General features: G+C 46.3%; 20 protein-coding genes. All 20 read left to right on the top strand.

What is annotated here, in order from left to right; all coding sequences use genetic code 11:
* Positions 1 to 47 precede the first annotated feature (47 nt).
* The 20 genes from BVG16_RS30010 to BVG16_RS29915 all read left to right on the top strand — a co-directional run bounded on the left by BVG16_RS30010 (position 48) and on the right by BVG16_RS29915 (position 20,129).
* Positions 48 to 320, top strand: coding sequence for an HU family DNA-binding protein (locus tag BVG16_RS30010; RefSeq protein ID WP_078502883.1), 273 nt, complete (start codon positions 48 to 50; stop codon positions 318 to 320).
* Position 321: 1 nt separating this feature from the next.
* The gene (locus BVG16_RS30005; protein WP_078502882.1) at positions 322 to 597 is read left to right on the top strand and encodes an RNA-binding S4 domain-containing protein; all 276 of its coding nucleotides are present in this window, start codon (positions 322 to 324) and stop codon (positions 595 to 597) included.
* A 139-nt stretch (positions 598 to 736) separates the two neighbouring features.
* Positions 737 to 1,018: a sporulation protein YabP gene (gene yabP, locus BVG16_RS30000; RefSeq protein ID WP_078502881.1), complete on the top strand. Its 282-nt coding sequence runs from the start codon at positions 737 to 739 to the stop codon at positions 1,016 to 1,018.
* Entirely contained in the window at positions 1,015 to 1,596 is a 582-nt protein-coding gene (gene yabQ / locus BVG16_RS29995; RefSeq protein WP_078502880.1) for a spore cortex biosynthesis protein YabQ, read from the top strand. Before yabP ends, yabQ begins: the two co-directional genes overlap by 4 nt.
* 40 nt (positions 1,597 to 1,636) lie before the next feature.
* Entirely contained in the window at positions 1,637 to 1,948 is a 312-nt protein-coding gene (locus tag BVG16_RS29990; RefSeq protein ID WP_078502879.1) for an FtsB family cell division protein, read from the top strand.
* Positions 1,949 to 2,095: 147 nt separating this feature from the next.
* Complete coding sequence (locus BVG16_RS29985; RefSeq protein ID WP_078502878.1) at positions 2,096 to 2,581, top strand: S1 domain-containing RNA-binding protein; 486 nt, start codon at positions 2,096 to 2,098, stop codon at positions 2,579 to 2,581.
* Positions 2,582 to 3,042: 461 nt separating this feature from the next.
* A complete protein-coding gene (gene spoIIE / locus BVG16_RS29975) occupies positions 3,043 to 5,472 on the top strand; it encodes a stage II sporulation protein E (RefSeq protein WP_078502876.1) in 2,430 nt (809 codons plus the stop codon).
* Between the two features lie 158 nt (positions 5,473 to 5,630).
* Positions 5,631 to 5,771 (top strand): hypothetical protein, encoded by a 141-nt coding sequence (locus BVG16_RS33000; RefSeq protein WP_158081840.1) that lies wholly within the window; start codon positions 5,631 to 5,633, stop codon positions 5,769 to 5,771.
* Between the two features lie 112 nt (positions 5,772 to 5,883).
* A complete protein-coding gene (locus BVG16_RS29970) occupies positions 5,884 to 6,552 on the top strand; it encodes a tetratricopeptide repeat protein (RefSeq protein ID WP_078502875.1) in 669 nt (222 codons plus the stop codon).
* A gap of 78 nt (positions 6,553 to 6,630) precedes the next feature.
* Complete coding sequence (locus tag BVG16_RS29965) at positions 6,631 to 7,374, top strand: vWA domain-containing protein (protein ID WP_078502874.1); 744 nt, start codon at positions 6,631 to 6,633, stop codon at positions 7,372 to 7,374.
* Positions 7,358 to 8,323 (top strand): serine/threonine protein kinase, encoded by a 966-nt coding sequence (locus tag BVG16_RS29960; RefSeq protein WP_078502873.1) that lies wholly within the window; start codon positions 7,358 to 7,360, stop codon positions 8,321 to 8,323. The genes BVG16_RS29965 and BVG16_RS29960 overlap by 17 nt, the downstream gene beginning before the upstream one ends.
* 40 nt (positions 8,324 to 8,363) lie before the next feature.
* Positions 8,364 to 9,839, top strand: coding sequence for a tRNA lysidine(34) synthetase TilS (gene tilS / locus BVG16_RS29955; protein WP_233147212.1), 1,476 nt, complete (start codon positions 8,364 to 8,366; stop codon positions 9,837 to 9,839).
* Between the two features lie 52 nt (positions 9,840 to 9,891).
* Positions 9,892 to 10,431, top strand: a complete 540-nt coding sequence (gene hpt / locus BVG16_RS29950) for a hypoxanthine phosphoribosyltransferase (protein WP_078502872.1) — start codon at positions 9,892 to 9,894, stop codon at positions 10,429 to 10,431.
* Between the two features lie 89 nt (positions 10,432 to 10,520).
* Positions 10,521 to 12,575, top strand: a complete 2,055-nt coding sequence (gene ftsH, locus BVG16_RS29945) for an ATP-dependent zinc metalloprotease FtsH (RefSeq protein WP_078502871.1) — start codon at positions 10,521 to 10,523, stop codon at positions 12,573 to 12,575.
* A 163-nt stretch (positions 12,576 to 12,738) separates the two neighbouring features.
* Entirely contained in the window at positions 12,739 to 13,677 is a 939-nt protein-coding gene (gene nadA / locus BVG16_RS29940; protein WP_078502870.1) for a quinolinate synthase NadA, read from the top strand.
* Between the two features lie 212 nt (positions 13,678 to 13,889).
* Positions 13,890 to 15,257: an extracellular solute-binding protein gene (locus BVG16_RS29935; RefSeq protein WP_078502869.1), complete on the top strand. Its 1,368-nt coding sequence runs from the start codon at positions 13,890 to 13,892 to the stop codon at positions 15,255 to 15,257.
* Between the two features lie 87 nt (positions 15,258 to 15,344).
* Entirely contained in the window at positions 15,345 to 16,238 is an 894-nt protein-coding gene (locus tag BVG16_RS29930) for a carbohydrate ABC transporter permease (RefSeq protein WP_078502868.1), read from the top strand.
* Between the two features lie 16 nt (positions 16,239 to 16,254).
* Positions 16,255 to 17,136, top strand: a complete 882-nt coding sequence (locus BVG16_RS29925) for a carbohydrate ABC transporter permease (protein ID WP_198957558.1) — start codon at positions 16,255 to 16,257, stop codon at positions 17,134 to 17,136.
* A gap of 9 nt (positions 17,137 to 17,145) precedes the next feature.
* Positions 17,146 to 18,942 (top strand): sensor histidine kinase, encoded by a 1,797-nt coding sequence (locus tag BVG16_RS29920; protein ID WP_078502867.1) that lies wholly within the window; start codon positions 17,146 to 17,148, stop codon positions 18,940 to 18,942.
* A complete protein-coding gene (locus tag BVG16_RS29915; RefSeq protein ID WP_078502866.1) occupies positions 18,939 to 20,129 on the top strand; it encodes a response regulator in 1,191 nt (396 codons plus the stop codon). The genes BVG16_RS29920 and BVG16_RS29915 overlap by 4 nt, the downstream gene beginning before the upstream one ends.
* Positions 20,130 to 20,293 lie beyond the last annotated feature (164 nt).

Here is a 20,293-nt window from a genome sequence, read left to right as displayed (position 1 = left end):
AGAATACATTAATCGATCTATTTTTCTAATTATGGGAGGAACTAATAATGAACAAGACAGATTTGGTAAATAACATTTCGGAAAAAAGCGGTTTAACAAAAAAAGACGTTGAAGCAGTATTAAATAATTTCTTAGGCGAAATTACAGATGCTCTTGCTGGCGGCGACAAAGTTCAATTGATCGGCTTCGGAACTTTCGAAACTCGTAAACGTGCTGGACGTACAGGCCGTAACCCACAAACAGGTAAAACAATCGAAATTCCAGAATCCAACGTTCCTGCATTCAAAGCGGGCAACAAGCTTAAAGAAGCTGTAAAATAAGATGCGTGTCGACAAATTCCTGAAAGTATCCCGTCTAATCAAGCGGCGTACCGTTGCGAAGGATGTGTCTGATCAAGGACGCGTACTCGTGAATGGAAGAGAAGCCAAGCCAAGCAGCAGTGTCAAAGAAGGCGATGAGATTACCATTCAATTCGGCCAGAAGTTGGTGACTGTGCGTGTTGAGCGTACGGCGGAAACGACCAAAAAGGATGAAGCCGCGCAGCTTTACACGGTGATCAAGGAAGAGCCGATTTCGAAATCGAATGATTTATGGTAACCCTACATAGGTGCACAAGAGAGACTTCGCGATTTTTTCGCTGGAGTCTCTTTTTTTATTTAAAGAGATTGTGCGATAGATTCAGTTCTAAAGCAGGTGCCTCCCCCATAAGCTAGTCTTAGTAAAGGAGGGCCATGCGATGGTGGATCAATTGAAAACGAAACGGCATGAAGTGAAGATGTTAAATCGTAAACAGCTCGAAATTACCGGCGTTAGCAACGTAGAGAGCTTTGACAGCGAGGAATTCCTGCTCGATACCGATGGCGGTTTCTTAGCAATTCGCGGTCAAAATTTACATATCAAGAACTTGAGTCTTGAGCAAGGTCTCATAGCCATCGAAGGATTTGTGAACTCCCTGACTTATCTAGACACAAATTCGCATGGTAAATCCAAAGGGTTTCTAGGGAAGTTGTTCAAATGAGTCTGAATCAACAGTTTATTACGATGTTAGCGATGCTGATCAGTGGGTTAAGCATGGGGATCGTCTTTGACGGTTATCGTGTCGTTGCCCACCAGCTTCATTTTCCAAAATGGACCAAGCCTGTGCTGGATGTATGTTACTGGATGATTGCGGTTTGTTTCATTTTTCGCATGTTGTATATCACAAATCAGGGAGAAATGCGGTTTTATGTCTTTATCGGGCTGTTCATAGGCGTTTGGTTCTATTTTTTGTGGTTCAGCTTTACAACGATACGAGTTGTGGTAATCTTAATGAAGATCATTAAGCAGATTGTTCGCTTTCTCATTCGATCTATTGAGATCCTTATCCTCAAGCCGCTACTCGGCTTGTATAAATTGGTAAGAGTACTCTTGCGCTTTTTACTTTGGTTCGCTATGTTCATAGGCCGAATTGTGTTACAATTATTAAGTCCGTTCTGGAAACTGCTTGTATTCCTGACACGCCCCATATGGAGGCATTTCCGAATGCCAGCATGGGTGGCGCGCAGTATACAGCAGGTGAACGTGATCTGGAATCGGCTATTTAAGCGTGAGAAATAAGAGATATTCACATTTCATCTGATCCAGGAGGAACTGCGTTATGGCGACTACGCTTCGAGAGCAGAAACCTACAGCTAAATATACCGGCGCTCGAAAGCGGATTCGACTGTGGATGATGTTCATGGTTATGTTCTTTGGATGGGGTGTCTATACACTCGTTCATCAAACGCTAGAAGTTGCGGATCAACGGGTTCAACTGCAAGACAAGCAGAAGCAGCACCAAGAAACACAAGATCAAAGAAATTTGCTGCAACAGGAAATCGCAAAGTTGAACGATCCTGAATATATTGGTCAAATCGCACGTAAAAAACAAGATATGTACCTACCCGGAGAAGTACCGATTCGACGGTAATACATGGTTGATGAAGGATAGGCTGCGGGACGTGACGTACGTCTGTTGACCAATGCTCTGGCATTCGGTATAATCACCATAGCCAAAGATTTTTATGTTTTACATCTACGGATTTTGTATATTTTTAAGGGAGGATCATTTTATTCTATGGCAATTGAAGTGGGCACCAAGTTAGAAGGAAAAGTGACAGGGATTACGCATTTTGGAGCATTTGTAGATCTGTCAGGGGGTGTCACGGGTCTCGTTCACATCTCGGAGATCGCCGACAACTACGTTAAAGATGTTAATGATCATTTGAAAATTGACGATGTTGTTACGGTCAAAGTCATTAACGTGGACAAGGATGGCAAGATTGGGCTTTCCATCAAGCAAGCGGTGGATAAACCAGTCGAGGCTCAGACTCGACCGCCAAGAGCGCCAAGACCAGATCGTCAAGGCGGAGGACGTCCAGACGGAGATCGCCCGGGCGGGTTTCAAAGAGATCGTGGTGGACGTTCATTCAAACCACCTGCGAACAAGGCTACATTTGAAGATAAAGTGTCTCGTTTCTTAAAAGATAGCGAAGAGCGTATTTCATCCCTGAAGAAGAATACCGAAGGGAAACGCGGAGGCCGCGGCGCGAAACGCATGTAATAATGATTCAATCATTTTATGATGAACACCGCAACGGCTTCGGCTGTTGCGGTTTTTTATTATCGCACAAGGGCAAACCACAACCTCTATACCGGTACTCAGATATGAGTTGTCGGATAGGGTTTTTTTGTCTGGTCTTTTCAAATTGTTCATAACAAAAATACCGACAGGTTCCTACGGCATTCCTTGAAGTTCTAGAGAATTGCCGTAGACTCGGCTCGAATGCCATTCCATATCGCCTTGAAAATCAGACATCCTTCTCAAAGGAGCCTTGAACTCGGTAGTCTGTAATCCTTGATGGGCAAGTGTTTGCGCAGGTTCGCGCACGTTATTATTTTTGTCGGAAACTTTTTTGGACGCACCTACGTATTGTGACAAACTTTCTCTAGCATCCTTTCTATAATGGGAATCACTCACTCTTTAAGAGATTATGAGATTACGAGAAGAGGTGGTGCTCACTGATGCAAACTCCAAATGTTATAATGCGGGCTTATCAAGGGCTGGCCGTGCGGAAATGGCCGCTTGTCATGATTGGTATGGGATTTTTGTTCGGAAAAGCCATGATACTGAATGAACTTGCACCGTTTGCGGCTGCATTCTTCGCGGCGATCTATATGCTGCGGCGCGATCTAAGCGGCTGGGTTGCTCTATCGCTGCTGGCAGGCAACTTCTTCGCGACACACTCGAGCTTATGGGCAGTGGCTGCACAAATCGTGCTGATCCTTCTCATTCAACGGGGGGTCGAAGCTTATAATCGTCCAGAGTCCTCCTATATGCCGATGATTGTGTTCACCTCTATGATGCTTGTCCAATTGTTCGGACTCGTGATAAACAGTCAATTGTCGTGGTATCCGATCATGCTGGCGGTATTGGATGGCGGATTGAGTTTTATTCTGACGATTGTATTTATGCAGGCATTGCCGATTCTGACACGCGTTCGCAAACAATCGGCTCTCAAGAACGAAGAAATCATTTGTCTAATTATATTGCTTGCCTCGGTCATGACTGGTGCGGTGGGTTGGGTGATTTACGGTATCTCACCAGACCATGTTTTCTCCCGTTATCTAATCCTTCTGTTCGCTTTTGTCGGAGGTGCGCCGTTAGGAGCTTCCGTCGGCGTCGTCACAGGGCTCATCTTAAGTCTTGCAGACTTTCATGCCATCTATCAAATGAGTTTGTTGGCTTTTGCCGGCATGCTTGCGGGGATGCTGCGGGAAGGCAAGCGTTGGTGGGTGGCAGGCGGCATGCTGTTAGGTTCGTCCATTCTTATCATCTATCTGGGCACCACACAAGAGGCATTGCTATCCACCTATGAGACGGTTGCTGCGATCGTACTATTTCTTGTCACCCCGAAGAGCGTCATTCGGATGATTGCGCAGTATGTACCGGGGACACAAGATCATGCGCATACGCAACATGAATATGCAAGACGTATTCGAGATATGACTGCGGATCGGGTCAATCAATTTTCGGAGGTGTTCCGTCAATTAGCGAGAAGTTTTGGGCAAGTAGCAAGCAGCGGTGAAATGGTGCGCAAAGAGGAGGAGTTTGATCATTTTATTAACGAGGTGGCCGGACAGATGTGTACGGGATGCCATCGCAAAGAACAATGTTGGGAGGGAAGATTCCATCAGACGTATACCTACATGACGGATATGATGACCGCGCTAGAAGAGAATCCGAAGATGACCAAAAAGGATTTTCCGAAGTCATGGACGAAGCTGTGCAGCAAGACAGACCAGGTGTTAGAGACGATGAAAGGACAGTATGATCTGTATAAGAACGATCAGCATTGGAAGCGTCAAATCGTAGATAGCCGTCACTTCGTGGCGGAGCAGCTGACAGGGGTTTCGCAGGTCATGGATAGTCTGGTCAAAGAAATTCAACGGGAAGGGCAGGTGCTCTATAAACAAGAGGAGCAGATTCGAATCATGCTGGAGGAGTTGGGACTACCTATCCAAGATATTGATATTATTTGCCTCGATGCGGGGCATGTGGAGATTGAGATTATCCATACATTCCGTCGCGGGCATGATGAGTGCCGCAAAATTATAGCCCCCGTCTTGTCCGATATTCTAGGTGAGAATATTGTGGTCACGAACGAAAGGTACGGTGCGGCCGATGGCGGTCGGGATGGGGCAGTGATCGTCATGTTCGCATCGGCGAAAGCGTTCGAAATTGATACGGGAGTTGCCAGTGCGGCTAAGGGGGGAGACCTGCTGTCCGGAGATAGCTATAGTACGGTGGAGCTTGGCAATGGCAAATTCGCGGTTGCGATAAGTGACGGCATGGGAAATGGGGAACGCGCGAAGCTGGAGAGCAGTACGGCACTATCGATTCTAGAGCGGCTGCTGCAATCCGGCATGGATGAGCAGATGGCGATCAAATCCGTGAATTCTGTGCTGCTGTTGCGATCGGCGGACGAGGTGTTTGCTACGGTAGATATGGCTATTATCGATCAATATTCGGCCAAAACCACTTTTATGAAAATTGGATCCACGCCAAGCTTCATTAAGCGCAAAAACGAGGTGATTCCGATCTCGGCAGCTAATTTGCCCATTGGTATATTGCAAGATATTGAGGTAGAGCTATTAACGGTGCAGCTCCAACCGGGGGATACCTTGATCATGATGACCGATGGGATCTATGACGCACCTGGACATGCGGTGAATAAGGAATTATGGATGAAGCGCGTGATTCAAGAGATTACGGTGGATGATCCTCAAATGATTGCCGATTGCTTACTGGATGCGGCTGTACGTTGGCATCACGGCAGCATTACAGATGACATGACGGTGGTGGTCGCCAAGGTGGAACGGCATATTCCAGAGTGGGCTACGGTGCATTGGCCGGGAACAACACGTCTAGAACGTCCAAGATCGGTTAGTTAATCGGCGTATTTTTATAAGATTCAGCATAAAGGAGGATTGCAAGGGCCACGCAGGATTGCTGCGCTGGCCCTTTATGATGGAACGCGGCATAAATAGACAATTGCCCTCGTTAACCTTTGGCCTATTCGACATAGTCTAGTATAAGGAGGCGAGGCATCATGAACCTAAATACTGCGAGACGGTTCATTCAACGCGTTCGATTCCATCGAAACCACGGAGCGAGTAACGTATGTCCTGTCCATTCAACCTGCAACCAAGAAAACAACGATTATAAGCCGTACAAGAACGGCAACAGATGAACGTTACTCGGTTTGTTCCAAAGCTTCAGCATAAAGAACGAAACAAAGCCTTACACTTATGGTAAAATAATGTGCATTAATGCCGTTGTTTTGAAAAAGGAGGGCTACTCACGTGTTAAGTAAGTTTTTTCTGTTTTCAATCCTGCTATATATTACACGCAGTCCCATCATCGCCATTGTTGTGTTCCTCGTTATTCTCTACGTGCTGGATCGTCGGTATGTCGGGCTTACGCCAAGCCTGTTCAAGCCATTCAAGCGCATGCGCAGCATGTCGCGGTTAAAAGACGAGCTTCGAGCTAATCCGCATGCGTCCTCGACGCGGTTTGAATTAGCCCGCATTTACATTCAGCAGAAAAAGTATCGGGATGCACTTAAGGAGTTAGAGCAGATCGAGACGGTTATGGCAGATTCGGCAGACTATCATTTTGAAGTTGGGAAATCTCATCTGAAGTTGGGCAACACCGCCGAAGGAGAAGTCTTTATGGGTAAAGCGCTCGAGCTGAATCCCCGTGTTGGTTATGGGGACCCTTATTTATATTTGGCAGAAGCATATAGCCCAGGTCAACCGGAGAAGGCCATCGAGATGCTGGAGAAATTCCGGGAGGTCTATTCATCGTCTTGCGAGGCTTATTATCGTCTAGGCACACTTTATCAGCAGTTAGGCCGTACGGACAAGGCGCGAGAAGCATTTCGCGAGACCCTTGAAATCTATCGATCTCTTCCTAAATATAATCGCAGGAAGCAGCGACGTTGGGTGATACTTGCCCGAATGAAAGGCTAAATCACAGGCACAAAGGGTTTAACTCTCTCAAATTTGGATATGCTAGAAGGAGAATCCAGATGCTTGGGAGGGTTAATGATGAAGCAAATTTTATTAATTACCGATGGTTGTTCGAATGTGGGTGTCAGTCCGATTGTTGCTGCGGCAAATGCGCGTGAAGAGGGAATTACCGTAAATGTTGTCGGTGTGGTGGATCAGGGTGCGATTGGGGAGCTTGGTGCAGCCGAAATTGCACAAATTGCGCGGGCTGGCGGCGGGATGGACCGGATCGTCCAGTCTCATCAACTATCGCACACAATTCAGATGATGACGCGCAAGACGGTCGTTCAGACGATTCAGCATGCCGTTAATCGCGAACTGCGTCAAATCTTGCATAGCGATGCAAATAGTATAGAAGATTTACCTCCAGAGCAGCGTTCTCAAGTGGTTCAAGTGATGGACGAGCTGACGGAGACAAGTGAGTTGAAGGTGGCATTATTAATCGATGCAAGCGCAAGTATGAAGCCGAAATTACAGGCTGTCGAAGAAGCGATTCGCGACTTGATGTTAAGCTTGCAGGCACGGGAAGGCAAGAGTGAGATCGCCGTTTTTCATTTTCCGGGACGAGCTTCGGATGAGACGGTCATGGACTTAGATTGGACGCAGGATTTGTCTAACGTACGTTCCATGTTCCAACGGATGCAGATGCGAGGCGCAACGCCGACGGGGCCAGCGATCTTCAAGGTGATTGAATTCTATCAATATGATAAAATGAAGGGAAGCGATCCCGCGCTTCGCAATCGACCAGAAACGGATGGGATGTTAGGTGACTACGTCGTTTAATGCAGGCACATTGCTTGCGCCCGGCACTTGGATAGAAGGTAAGTGGCATCATCGAAGGTACCGCGTGGAGCGTTTGCTTGGTAAAGGAGCGAATGGCGCGGTTTATTTGGTGCGATGGGGACGCAGCATGGAGCAAGCTGCTTTAAAAATAGGATACGATGCGGTGGACCTCCAATCGGAGATCAATGTTCTAACATCGCTCGCTGCACATCAGACAAAACGTGAACGCCGCATGCTGCAATCAGCATCGCGGCCTTTTCTGCTCGATGTAGATGATTGCGTACTGGGACAAATTGAAGTTCAATTCTATGTGATGAAATTTGTGGAAGGCTGTACTTTGCAGCAGTACATGGATCGACAGGGATTGGAATGGCTTGGTCTGATTGGATATCGGCTTCTGCAGAAGCTCACCGAATTGCATCATGCCGATTGGGTATTCGGAGATCTAAAGCCAGAGAATATTCTGGTCTCAGAATTTGGGCATGTGGAGCTTGTAGATTATGGAGGGGTTAGCCGTATTGGCCGCAGCGTCAAGCAGTTCACAGAACGATATGATCGCGGATATTGGAATGCAGGATCTCGGTCAGCGGACCCGGGGTATGATTTTTTTGCATTTGCGGTCTTGTGGCTGCATGTTGTGGATGGTGCCCGTCTTCGCCGGCTTTCCACCGAACAGCTGCCTCAAACACGCCAACCAAGCGATCTGATGGCATTAGTTCGAACGAATGTGAAACTAAAACCGTTCGAATCTTGGTTTAAACAAGCGCTCCATGGGTACTTTACATCATCGGATGATGCCTGTGCGGCATGGCATCAACTTGCCATTCAGAACGGAAGGCGAACGTTATCTCCGCCAGTGAAAGGCACCACGCCTGGTTGGCTAAAGGGCGTTTTTATTGCATCAATTGTGCTATTGGGTTCTACATTGTATTTCATGCTTCAATCGTAGATCGATGATGGCGATATATGAGAGAGAGGGGGCGTACGCGATGCATGACACTTCAGCGATGTATACGCTCATTCAACGGGTGGAGCAGACCGCCGGGATCCATGGATTGTGGACTTACGGGGATACCATCGTGGTTGCAGTTTCGGGCGGTCCTGATTCCATGGCGCTGCTTCATGTGTTACATTATTTAGCGGCACCTGAACGATATCGTTTGAAGCTTATTGTTGCCCATGTCAATCACGGGTTCCGTGAAGAATCACATGAGGAAGCTCGTATGGTCGCAAGGGTAGCAGAAGAGCTAGGGTTGCCATGTGAGATGACTAAGATCAATATGCCTGCCATCATCCAACATACCGGAATGAATGGACAAGCAGCAGCGAGGGAACAACGATATGCGTTTCTTCATCACGTAGCCGAACAATACGGCGCGACACATCTTGCACTGGCGCATCACGCAGATGATCAAGCGGAGACCGTCATGATGCGTTTGATACGGGGATCGGGTGCATCCGGCCTTGCAGGCATGGCTATTCATCGAACTGAAAAAAATTTGGAACTTATTCGTCCTTTTCTACGTATTAACAAAACAGATTTGATGGCCTATTGTGATGCAAGCGGAATTGCCTATGCAATCGATCAGAGTAATGATTCCCGTAAATATGTTCGCAATCAGATTCGGTTGGATGTGTTGCCATTTTTGGGGCAATATAATCAACAGATTACGAAGGCTTTGAATCGTACGGCAGACTTGCTGGGGGCAGATAATGACTATTTGGAACAAGTTGCTGTCGAACGTTTGCAAGCGATCGTGAAGTCGGATAGGGGCGGTTATCGGCTCGAACGCAAGGATTTTCAAGGAGCACATGTTGCTTTACAACGAAGATTTATTAAACTAATATTAAGTTATCTTGCACAAAAGATGGATTCAGACACGGATGCCTTCGATTACGATAAAATTGAAGCGATCCGCCAAGGTATCATACAAACGCAGCCAACGACGTGGAAGTTGGATATTTCCGAGCATATCGAGTGCATTCGGGCCTACGAACACATTGATTTTATACATAAACATGATTCGCAGGATCCTGCTTCTTATTTATATCGCATGGAACAGGCCAGCGGTGAGCAATCATTGCCAGCTGATAATGGACTTTTACGATGGGAAGGGATACAGCAAGACAGTTCATTGAAGAGCCGCCTTAAGCCGCGACATCGGTATGAAGCATATTTCGATGCGAACAGTGTGAAGCTGCCGCTGGTCGTACGGAATCGCCGCCCTGGGGATCGAATGCGGATCCTTGGATTAAATGGAACCAAAAAAGTACAAGATATTTTCATTGATGATAAGATTGCACCAAATCTTCGCGAGCAATGGCCAGTGATTACCGATGCAACGGATACGATTCTGTGGATTCCGGGCATTCGTCGTTCATCGCACGCGATCGTAGAGGAAGACACTACGCAACTTCTGCGGATGGAGCTTTGCAAGCAGGAAGGGTCGCAACATCAGCTTTGAAATGTAATGGAAGGCAATAAGCTTTCATAGTATACAGTAGGAGGGGCCATCATTGTTTAACGACATTCAAGAAGTATTGTACACCGAAGAGCAATTGCAAACGAAAATTAAGGAATTAGGTGAAACACTCAGCCGCGACTATGAAGGAAGAAATCCTTTGGTCATTTGCGTGTTGAAGGGTGCATTTATTTTTATGGCTGACCTAGTAAAGAACATGACGATCCCTCTAGAGTTAGATTTTATGGCCGTATCCAGCTACGGCACAGCAACGAAATCATCTGGCGTTGTAAAAATTCTTAAGGATTTGGATGTTCCTGTAGAAGGACGCGATGTCCTCATCGTCGAAGATATTATTGACAGCGGCTTAACATTGAGCTATCTTATTGATGTTTTAGAGCGACGCAATGCGAATTCAACCCGTGTCGTTGCGCTCTTTGATAAACCGGTTCGCCGCACAGTCGGCTTAGAAGCGGATTATAGAGGTTTTGAACTCCCTGACGCGTTTGTTGTCGGGTATGGCCTAGACTACGCCGAGAAGTACCGGAACCTTCCTTTTATCGGGATTTTGAAACCCGAGGTCTACTCGAACTAATGGCTGCAATTTGTTGCTTACCCCGCTCTATTGTGGTGGTAAGACATGCTATGGTAAAATAATTAAAGTGTCTTGAGAGGAGGTTGGGGATGAACCGGTTCATCCGTAATTCTGGTTTTTATTTGATTCTATTTTTGGTCGTGGTGGGTCTAGTTCAATTCATTGGCAATCGCAACGAATCCGCTGTAGAAATACGGTATGACCAACTGCGCGTTGCTTTGGAACAGAACAATGTAGCCGATTTAACGATCCAATACCAAGGCAAAGCTAACTTGGTGACAGGTAAATATATTAAGAAACCGGACGATGTGAAAACCGAAAGTTTCTATTCTGTCATTCCAGACGACTCCAATGCAATTAAGGAAGTCCGCGATGCAAGCAAGTCAAACGGTTTTACGCTTAAATTTAAACCGATGGAAGGCGAGAGCATTTGGCTCACGTTCCTCACATCGATAATTCCTTTCGTTATTATGTTCGTCCTTTTCTTCTTCTTGTTTAATCAAGCGCAAGGCGGCGGCGGTAAAGTTATGAACTTCGGCAAGAGCCGTGCCCGTCTTTATAATGAAGAGAAGAAGAAGGTTACCTTCGAAGATGTTGCGGGAGCAGACGAAGAGAAGCAAGAGCTCGTGGAAGTTGTGGAGTTCTTGAAAGACCCTCGTAAGTTTGCGGCTGTTGGCGCTCGAATCCCGAAAGGGGTCTTGCTTAACGGTCCTCCGGGGACAGGTAAAACCCTACTTGCTCGTGCAGTTGCGGGTGAAGCAGGCGTACCATTCTTCAGTATTTCCGGTTCTGACTTCGTAGAGATGTTCGTCGGTGTCGGTGCATCACGTGTTCGTGACTTGTTCGAGAATGCGAAGAAGAATGCCCCATGTATCATCTTTATCGATGAGATCGATGCTGTAGGTCGTCAACGTGGCGCCGGACTAGGTGGCGGACATGATGAACGTGAACAAACGCTTAACCAATTGCTCGTTGAAATGGACGGCTTTGGTGCGAATGAAGGTATTATCATTGTGGCGGCAACGAACCGTCCAGACATTCTGGATCCTGCGTTGCTTCGTCCAGGCCGTTTTGACCGTCAAATTACGGTTGACCGTCCTGACGTAAAAGGCCGTGAAGCCGTCTTGAAAGTACATGCGAAAAACAAACCGCTCACCAAAGATGTGAAGCTTAATGTGATCGCGAAACGTACGACGGGCTTTACGGGTGCAGATCTAGAGAACTTATTGAATGAAGCGGCGCTCTTGGCAGCTCGCAGAAATCGTAAAGATATCTCCATGAAAGAATTGGATGAAGCGATTGACCGTGTTATCGTCGGTACAGAGAAACGCAGCCGCGTGATCAGTGACCGCGAGAAGCGTATCGTGGCTTATCACGAAGCAGGTCATACTATCATTGGTTTCTTCTTAGAGCATGCGGATACGGTACACAAAGTAACGATAATCCCACGCGGTAAAGCGGGCGGTTACGTGATTATGATGCCGAAGGAAGATCGTATGCTTGTAACGAAGCAGGAGCTTCTCGACAAGATCACAGGATTACTTGGTGGTCGTGTTGCGGAAGAGGTCTTTATCGGTGAAATTGGTACTGGCGCATACAGTGACTTCAAACAAGCAACAGGTATTGTGCGCAGCATGATCATGGAATACGGGATGAGCGATCGTCTTGGACCTATGCAATTCGGTAACACTCAAGGGCAGGTATTCTTAGGCCGTGACTTCGGTCATGAGCAGAACTACAGTGATGCGATCGCTTATGAAATTGACCAAGAGATGCAAACCATTATCCGTGATTGTTATGAGAAAGCTCAAGCGCTTCTTCGGAAGCATACGCGTGAGGTTCATATCATCGCACAAACCTTGCTGAATAAAGAGACACTCGAGCTTGAGCAAATCAAAGAATTGATCGAGCAGGGTACCATTGACGGTGAGGCTGTTACGATTGATGAGCACATTAATGATAAGGATCGTCAAGTTGTGATTGAATCAACAACGGATGAATCCGAATCGGTGAAAGTGAACATCCAATCACAATCGAATGAAGATCAAGCTAACAAGTTTGATTTTGATAAGAGTGAAGATGTAGAAGAAGAACTTAACGGTGAAGAACCGAAAGATACTAAAGACACAGACAAAAAAGAGTAATTGAATGAAAAAACCGAGCAATAGTACATATTGCCTCGGTTTTTTTCTTTTTTGCGATGATTGACAGTTATGCCTAACGTTGTGTAAATTAAATGATAAACGATAAGACCATGAATGACGCCATTCACGTGGATATAATGAAGATTGAAGGGGTGGGTTTCTAGTGGAAGCTCTGGCATTACAGCATAAGGCGGAACAGAACCGCGAGCTGCGGGAACGGTTGATGCAGCTGAAGAAAGAACGAAACGCAATTATTCTTGCTCATTATTATCAACGTGACGAAATCCAGGAGGTCGCTGACTTTCGCGGGGATTCGTTCCTATTAGCGCAAAAAGCGGCTGAGACAGATGCAGAAGTGATTGTTTTCTGCGGTGTGCATTTTATGGGAGAGAGCGCGAAGATTCTGGCACCGAATAAAACGGTCATCATTCCGGATGAGCGTGCAGGTTGCCCCATGGCAGATATGGTTAATGTCGATGGGCTGCGCAAGCTGAAAGCTCAACATCCGAATGCAACCGTGGTCACGTATATCAATTCATCTGCGGAAATTAAGGCCGAGACAGATATTTGTTGTACCTCTGCGAATGCGGTTAAGGTGATTCAATCGGTCGATTCCGAAGAGATTATTTGGGTTCCAGATAAAAACCTGGGCCACTACGTTCAACAATTCACAGACAAGAAGATGATTATTTGGGAAGGGTACTGCAACACGCATGACATGCTTACGCTGAAAGATGTTGTAGAGATGAAAGCGAAATATCCAAATGCTCAATTCGTCGTACATCCCGAATGCCGTCCAGAAGTTGTAGAGATGGGTGACTTTGTTGGCAGCACGACAGCGATCTTAGAATATTGCCGCAAATCCGACTGCCAAGAGTTTATCGTGGGAACAGAAGACGGTACAGGATACCAGCTTCGCCTAGATAGCCCAGATAAGCAATTCCATTTTGCTTCGAAATTCCTCGTATGTCCGAATATGAAAGTGAACAATTTGAAGAAGCTCGTGAAATGCTTAGAAACGATGCAGCCGCAAATCTATGTTCCCCCTCATGTTGCAGACCAAGCTCGGTTATCTTTAGAGCGTATGTTAGAAGTGAAGTAGTCATTTTCGAGCTTTATCCTACGGAATACACCTAAAACCCTTGTATATCAAGGGTTTTTCTTTTTTATTGTTGGAAATGATCATTCTAATGTTCGCCTCGCTCTTCGGTTTCCCCACCTTAAAAAAACAAACATCACTCCCTAATTAACTACATTGTAAGCGGTTCCTGTTTCTTGCATAATGAGGACATAAACCTGAAGGGGGATAAGTAAATGACACAGAAAAGATCTAGAATGCTGGGTGCAGTCATGGCGGGGGTACTCGCGTTGAGCCTTGCAGCATGTGGTTCCGGCAGCAGCAATAGCAGCAGTGATACATCGACAACACCAACAGATACAACAAAAACGACAACAGATAACGGTAATAGTAACAGCAACGAAAAAATCACGATTACCTTCCAAAATATTTATCCGGATACAACCGATCCTAAGAACCAAATGCTTCAAAAAATTGTGAAACAGTATCAAACAGATCATCCGAACATTACCATCGAGTTGGATTCGCTCAACACAGACCAACAAAAATTGAAACTCAAAACACAAGCCGCTTCGAAAGAAGTTCCGGATATTACAATCGTTAACCCGGCGGCTCAAATGCAGCCGTTTATCGATGCGGATCTGTTCGCTCCGTTGAATGACATGATTGAACAAAACGGATTGAAGGACACATTCCAAAAAGGGATTTTGGATTACTACACGTTTAACGGAAATGTATACGCTTTACCAGATGGCAATAACATTGGCGTGGTGTATTACAACAAATCGCTCTTCGAAAAAGCAGGCGTAAAGGTGCCAACAACGTTCGAAGAAATGGTTGAAGTCGTGAAACAACTCAAAGCCAAAGGTATTACCCCAATGGCCATCGGTGAAAAAGATTCCTGGACGGGTTCCTTCTTGTTCATGAACGTCTTGCTTCGTACGAATGGTGGCCCTGGCTTCCTGAAAGATGTTGTAGACGGCAAGAAAACATTTGAAGATCCTGCATTCAAAGAAGCCGTAGATGCATTCCAATCGCTTGTTCAAGCGGGCGCTTTCCAAGATGGCGTCACATCCTTTGATTACAACGCAGGTGAGAACTTATTCAAAACAGGCAAAACAGCGATGTACTTCATGGGCAGCTGGGCAACGGGCGGCATCGAGACTTCCGAAGCTGGCAAAGACAACAATGTTGGTGTGTTCAAGTTCCCTACGGTGAACGGCAAAGGTAACCCAGATGAGTTCATGTTGGCGCCAGGCAGCGCATTCGCGGTATCCAAGAACAGCAAACACTTGAAAGAAACATTGGATTTCTTGAACTACTTCATGTTGAATTATCCAAAAGAAACATTCGAAGCTAAAGGCGCAGTAGGTATTGCTCAAACGGTAGACGGCGACTTTAAAGCAGCGGGTTATTCCGATATGGCGATGGATGTATTGAACTTGTTCAAAGATGTGAAAGGCGGCGACTTGGCATTCGATAACACAATGAACCCAGGCACAGCGCAAGCTCACTTATCCAGCATTCAGAACCTGTTCGTAGCGAAGAAGGATGCTTCTGAAGTTGCGAAAGAACATCAATCGGCTTACGAAGAGAATAAATAATGTAATCTATGCCGTCGATGCATACGGAGGGGGACGTCTCACGCCCCCTTTCGCCATCGATGAGAGGGCCTGAAGGAGGCGGAAGCCTTGAACGTATTAAAAGTATCTCGATGGACCATTGCCGCATTTGTGCTACCGTGCTTACTCCTGTATGTTTGTCTCGTATTTATTCCTATCCTCGTCTCCATTTACAGCGGTACGCTCGATTGGAACGGGATTGGAGCTTCGAAGTTTGTTGGATTTGCCAACTATACCAAAATGTTTACGAACGATTCTGTATTCTGGCCAGCATTAGGCAGAACGTTCTTATTAGCTGGGTTTTCGATGCTTGTACAAGTACCTATCGCTTTGTTCGTAGCGATCTTAATCAGTCGTTATGTACGCAAACCTAATTTCCTCGTATCCAGTTATTTTCTACCCGTCATTCTGTCGGTCGTTGTTATCGGCCAATTATGGAAAACGATCTATAACCCGGCTTCCATGGGGGGAATGATTAATCAAATTCTTATTCAACTGGGTTTAGATTCGTGGACTCATTCTTGGCTAACTGAACCTAAGGTTGCGATATTCGCTGTCATCTTGGTAAGTCTGTGGCAGTACTTGGGTTATCACATCTTGATTCAGTTTACTGGCATTCAGAACATTCCGGCTGATATTTATGAAGCTGCCAAAATTGATGGCGCCGAAGGCTTCAAGGCCGATCGATATATTACGCTGCCTATGATCGTTCCTATTTTCAAAATTTCCGTTGTGCTATCGTTCATCGGTTCCCTTCAATCCTTCGATTTGATTATGGTGATGACAGGCGGTGGACCTGCACATGCAACCGATGTGATCTCCAGCCATATGTACAATATGTCCTTCTTGTCCATGAAATACGGGTACGGTAGTGCCATTGCTACATTCTTGGTCTTCGTCTGCCTGTTGGCAACTTTGATCATCAACTTCCTGTTCAGCCGGTTAGACAAACGATACTCGTAAGAAGGAGGCGCTCCCTATGAGCCAATCCGTACTCATCCCGGCTACGAAACCCGTTATAGAACAACGGCGCCGTGGCTTATCGGTCAAAAAAACGATCGTATTTATCTTTTTCGGCATTCTGCTCGTTACGCAGCTATACCCGCTGTTATGGTTATTAATTTATTCACTCAAAACCAATGAAGAAATTTTGTCCGGCAGCTTTTTCGCCTTCCCGGCGATATGGCAATGGGAAAATTACGCGAACGCGGTCGGAGGCGGCAAGTATTGGAACTACCTATCGAACAGCTTATTTGTTACATCCATTACGATGGCAGGGGTTATTTTTCTTTCTTCTTTGGCGGCATTCGCTATTACGCGGTTCCGTTGGAAGTATGGACAGGTCGTGATGCTTATCTTCTTGCTAGGGATGATGATTCCGATGCAGGGTACGCTGCTTCCGTTGATGGTTATCTTTAAGAACATGAATATTTTGAATACACATTTATCGTTAATCTTGCCGTATATCGCATTTCAGACGCCGATCTCCGTATTTATTCTAAGCGGCTTTATGAGGACGATCCCGCAAGAAATCGAAGAATCAGCTATTATGGACGGTGCAGGCGTATTCCGGATCTTCCGCAGCATCATCCTGCCGGTATCGGTTCCTCCGATTATGACGGTGTGTATCTTAACGTTCATCAATATTTGGAATGAGTATATTATGGCAGCGACATTTATTTCATCCGAAAAGCTCAAGACACTCCCATTCGGCGTATACAGCTTCGTCAGCCAATATTCGGTGAATTATGGAGCCATCGGTGCGTTCCTTGTACTCGGTGCTTTACCGGTCATTATCATCTACTTCTTGCTTGCGGAGAAGATCACCAAAGGTATGGTAGCTGGCGCTGTAAAAGGGTAAGATGAACCTATGAAAAGTTTCAATTCTATCCACGTCCGTTTATTCATGATCTTTTTGTTCAGCATGCTGGGTCTGCTCCTTATCGTCAGTCTGGTCTATTACCAGCGGGCGACGGAGCAGATCAGGGATAAGGTAAGTGTTGTTGCAGAAAAGAATATTTCACAGACAGCAGGTCTGTTCGATCTTATGCTCAAAGGGTATGACGGCGTCACGAAATCCCTCAATAGCAACAATGAGTTAATGAGACTGCTTCGGATTCAGCCGACTGCAAACACGGTTTATGCGGTGAACATAGAACGGCGTATAACCGATATTCTGGGGGCCGTGTTCTATTCACGCAACGATATTGTAGGGATTCATGTCATAACAAATCAGGGGACCGTGTTCAGCTTTGACCGTTCGATACGAACGGGCACCCTGGATTTTTCGGAACAACCTTGGTTTTCAGAACTTAAGCAATCTACTGGTGAAATGAAATGGTTGGGCGTATACCCGGAGTCTTTGATGACTGGTGATATCGACCGGCCTGTTTTTGCCTTTGGTCGGCAGCTGTTCGAATTGAGCAGCCTGAAGCCGATCGGGCATGTCTTGATTGAGGCAGATGCGGGTGCAATCGTATCGGCCCTCTCCAATGCAAGCCTCGCGCCTGGAAGCAGCGTTATTATTCGGGGTGCTGAGGGCAAAGAAATCATCCGTACAAAATCCGCTGAGGAGGATATCGGTTTCATCCCACGGGATTGGCCGGGGGATATCAAGCCGAACAAAGTCGCCGTGCGCGAATGGAATCATGCTCTGGTCACTGCAGCGCGGATTAATATGGCGAACTGGACGGTCATTGGCGTGACGCCAGATCGCGAGCTTAAATTAGAAGTCAAGCAAACGCAGCAATTTTTACTTACCGTCATTATCGTACTTGTCCTGGCAGCTACGATTGTGGCGACATTCGTGTCCCGTTCGTTTTCCTCTCCGTTTAAACGGCTTATCCAACAGATGAAGCAGGTTGAATTGGGGAAATTTAATGGCGAAGTACATGTCCACTCGTACGATGAGCTCAATGTCCTTGTCGGTTCTTTTAACCGCATGGTACATCAAATGGATGATTTAATCGAGCGGGTCAAGCTTGCTTCGATCAGTGAGAAGAATGCTCAGCTTCAAGCATTGCAGTCCCAGGTGAATCCACACTTTTTGTTCAATACGCTCGATATGATCTATTGGATGTTGGATGAGCGGGAAAATGATCGGCTTGGGAAAGTCATTCTGGCATTATCGCAAATTTTCCGTTACAGCAGTGATTGGGAAGAGGCTTCGCGTGTAAAGCTTCGGACCGAGCTGGATCAATTGCAGCATTATTTGACAATCATCGAGACGAGGGTTGGAGGACGAGTGCAGACGGTGATCGAAGTTGAGGAGCGCTGGCTGGATGCCGAAGTACCGAAGATGATCTTGCAGCCCATTGTCGAGAACGCCGTGAAATATGGATTAGAGCCGTTAAGCCGTCAAGGCGTACTGAGAGTATACTCCCGCCAAACCGAAGACCGACTGCAAATCGTGGTGCAAGATAACGGTTTGGGCATGGATGACGATTCGTTATCCCAGCTGTCGCGTTCGCTCGCAGGCACGCCGATGCTTGGGCTGGAACAAGAAGAGCCGAATGGACGACGCGGCATCGGTCTTCTGAATGTACATCGCCGCATTCGTTTGATGTACGGGGATCCCTATGGAATCCGGATAGAGAGCGTGAGAAATGTAGGGACGACGGTGATTGTTTCGTTCCCAATTCCTGATAAGGAGGGACTGGAAGGATGAATATCCTGGTGGTGGACGACGAGAGCGTCATTCGAGAAGGTATTGAACGTACGATTCATAAAAATTTTCCGGAGCATCACGTCTTTCAGGCAGCCAGTCCGGAAGAGGCTGTTGACTTGTTGACGAATTATTCGATCTCGCTAGTACTTACCGATGTTCTGATGCCCGGCATGACGGGCTTGGAATTGATGGAGGTTTCCCGCAAACGCCATGCTCACATTAAATGGGTGGTGATCTCTGCCTATTCTGAATTTGCTTATGCCAAAGAGGCCATTCGACTAGGGGCAAAAGATTATTTATTAAAGCCGATTGGCAAAGATATATTGATTAGTAAAATCGAAGAATTAACCGAGGAAATATCGCAGGAGAACGAAAGAACGCAGGAAACCCAGTTATTGAAGCGGAACTTGCGATTTCTGCGTGAAGGATTATTGGCGCGCTGGGCTTCGGGTCTAGACTTGAGCGGCATCGACTTGGCACCGATTACGAGTAATTATCCGCATTTTCATTTAATCATGGTTCGGCTTGAGAGTGACTCGAATAGGAAGCTGGAGCATTTCATCGTCGAGAATGTCCTCTCGGAATTGATTGATACGGTGGGTAAAGGGTTTGTCGCGAACATGGATACGAAAAGTTTGTTGGGGCTGGTAACGCTCCATCATGAAGAAGGATTGAATCCGTTAATTGAGCAGCTGCGAAGACATCTAAAGCGGTATTTGAAGATTCCTTTTCAGGTTCTTTATTCAGACCGAATCTCTGATGTCGACGGCGTTCCCCTGCAGGTTCAGCAAATGTATAAGAACTCTGCATCGCAAGTCTATGATCATTATGCGACGGGGGGCGAGCATGCGGTGAATGTCTCGCTTCAATATATTCATACGCATTATGCCGCGGAGTTATCGCTAGAGAAGGTCGCTTCGGTGATCTATTTAAATCCGGTGTATTTTAGCCAACTCTTTAAACAAAAGACGGGGAAAGGCTTCAAAACCTATATCACAGATGTTCGATTAGAGCGTGCGATGGGGATGCTGCGGGATTCGGAACTGAAAGTGAGCGAGGTTGCCGAACGGGTAGGATATCCAGATGTACGGCATTTCTCTCAAATCTTTCGGAAAAAAACAGGACTTACGCCTTCCGAGTATCGTACGCATGAATCGGGATCTATGGAATTGAACCCTCAACCCTAAGAGATATCATGAAGAGAGCGCCTTATAGGTGCTCTCTTGTTGTATTTTCTGCACGAAAGAAGCGATCAGCTCCTGATTCGCACGCTAAAAATAATAAGACTTTGTACATAAGTATTTTTGTTAGGGGGTTTATTTATGCTCCCAACAGCATTAAAATAGATACA

Origin of the sequence: Paenibacillus selenitireducens, from assembly GCF_002021565.1 — a bacterium.
Taxonomy (GTDB): domain Bacteria; phylum Bacillota; class Bacilli; order Paenibacillales; family Paenibacillaceae; genus Paenibacillus_K; species Paenibacillus_K selenitireducens.
The sequence above is the reverse complement of the archived record's forward strand: the minus strand, read 5'-3'. Positions and strand labels throughout refer to the sequence as shown.

Excerpts from the sequence above, each read along its gene's own strand:
- BVG16_RS30010 (WP_078502883.1), top strand. The coding sequence starts at position 48 with ATGAACAAGACAGATTTGGTAAATAACATTTCGGAAAAAAGCGGTTTA.
- BVG16_RS30005 (WP_078502882.1), top strand. The coding sequence starts at position 322 with ATGCGTGTCGACAAATTCCTGAAAGTATCCCGTCTAATCAAGCGGCGT.
- yabP (WP_078502881.1), top strand. The coding sequence starts at position 737 with ATGGTGGATCAATTGAAAACGAAACGGCATGAAGTGAAGATGTTAAAT.
- yabQ (WP_078502880.1), top strand. The coding sequence starts at position 1,015 with ATGAGTCTGAATCAACAGTTTATTACGATGTTAGCGATGCTGATCAGT.
- BVG16_RS29990 (WP_078502879.1), top strand. The coding sequence starts at position 1,637 with ATGGCGACTACGCTTCGAGAGCAGAAACCTACAGCTAAATATACCGGC.
- BVG16_RS29985 (WP_078502878.1), top strand. The coding sequence starts at position 2,096 with ATGGCAATTGAAGTGGGCACCAAGTTAGAAGGAAAAGTGACAGGGATT.
- spoIIE (WP_078502876.1), top strand. The coding sequence starts at position 3,043 with ATGCAAACTCCAAATGTTATAATGCGGGCTTATCAAGGGCTGGCCGTG.
- BVG16_RS33000 (WP_158081840.1), top strand. The coding sequence starts at position 5,631 with ATGAACCTAAATACTGCGAGACGGTTCATTCAACGCGTTCGATTCCAT.
- BVG16_RS29965 (WP_078502874.1), top strand. The coding sequence starts at position 6,631 with ATGAAGCAAATTTTATTAATTACCGATGGTTGTTCGAATGTGGGTGTC.
- tilS (WP_233147212.1), top strand. The coding sequence starts at position 8,364 with ATGCATGACACTTCAGCGATGTATACGCTCATTCAACGGGTGGAGCAG.
- ftsH (WP_078502871.1), top strand. The coding sequence starts at position 10,521 with ATGAACCGGTTCATCCGTAATTCTGGTTTTTATTTGATTCTATTTTTG.
- BVG16_RS29935 (WP_078502869.1), top strand. The coding sequence starts at position 13,890 with ATGACACAGAAAAGATCTAGAATGCTGGGTGCAGTCATGGCGGGGGTA.
- BVG16_RS29925 (WP_198957558.1), top strand. The coding sequence starts at position 16,255 with ATGAGCCAATCCGTACTCATCCCGGCTACGAAACCCGTTATAGAACAA.
- BVG16_RS29920 (WP_078502867.1), top strand. The coding sequence starts at position 17,146 with ATGAAAAGTTTCAATTCTATCCACGTCCGTTTATTCATGATCTTTTTG.
- BVG16_RS29915 (WP_078502866.1), top strand. The coding sequence starts at position 18,939 with ATGAATATCCTGGTGGTGGACGACGAGAGCGTCATTCGAGAAGGTATT.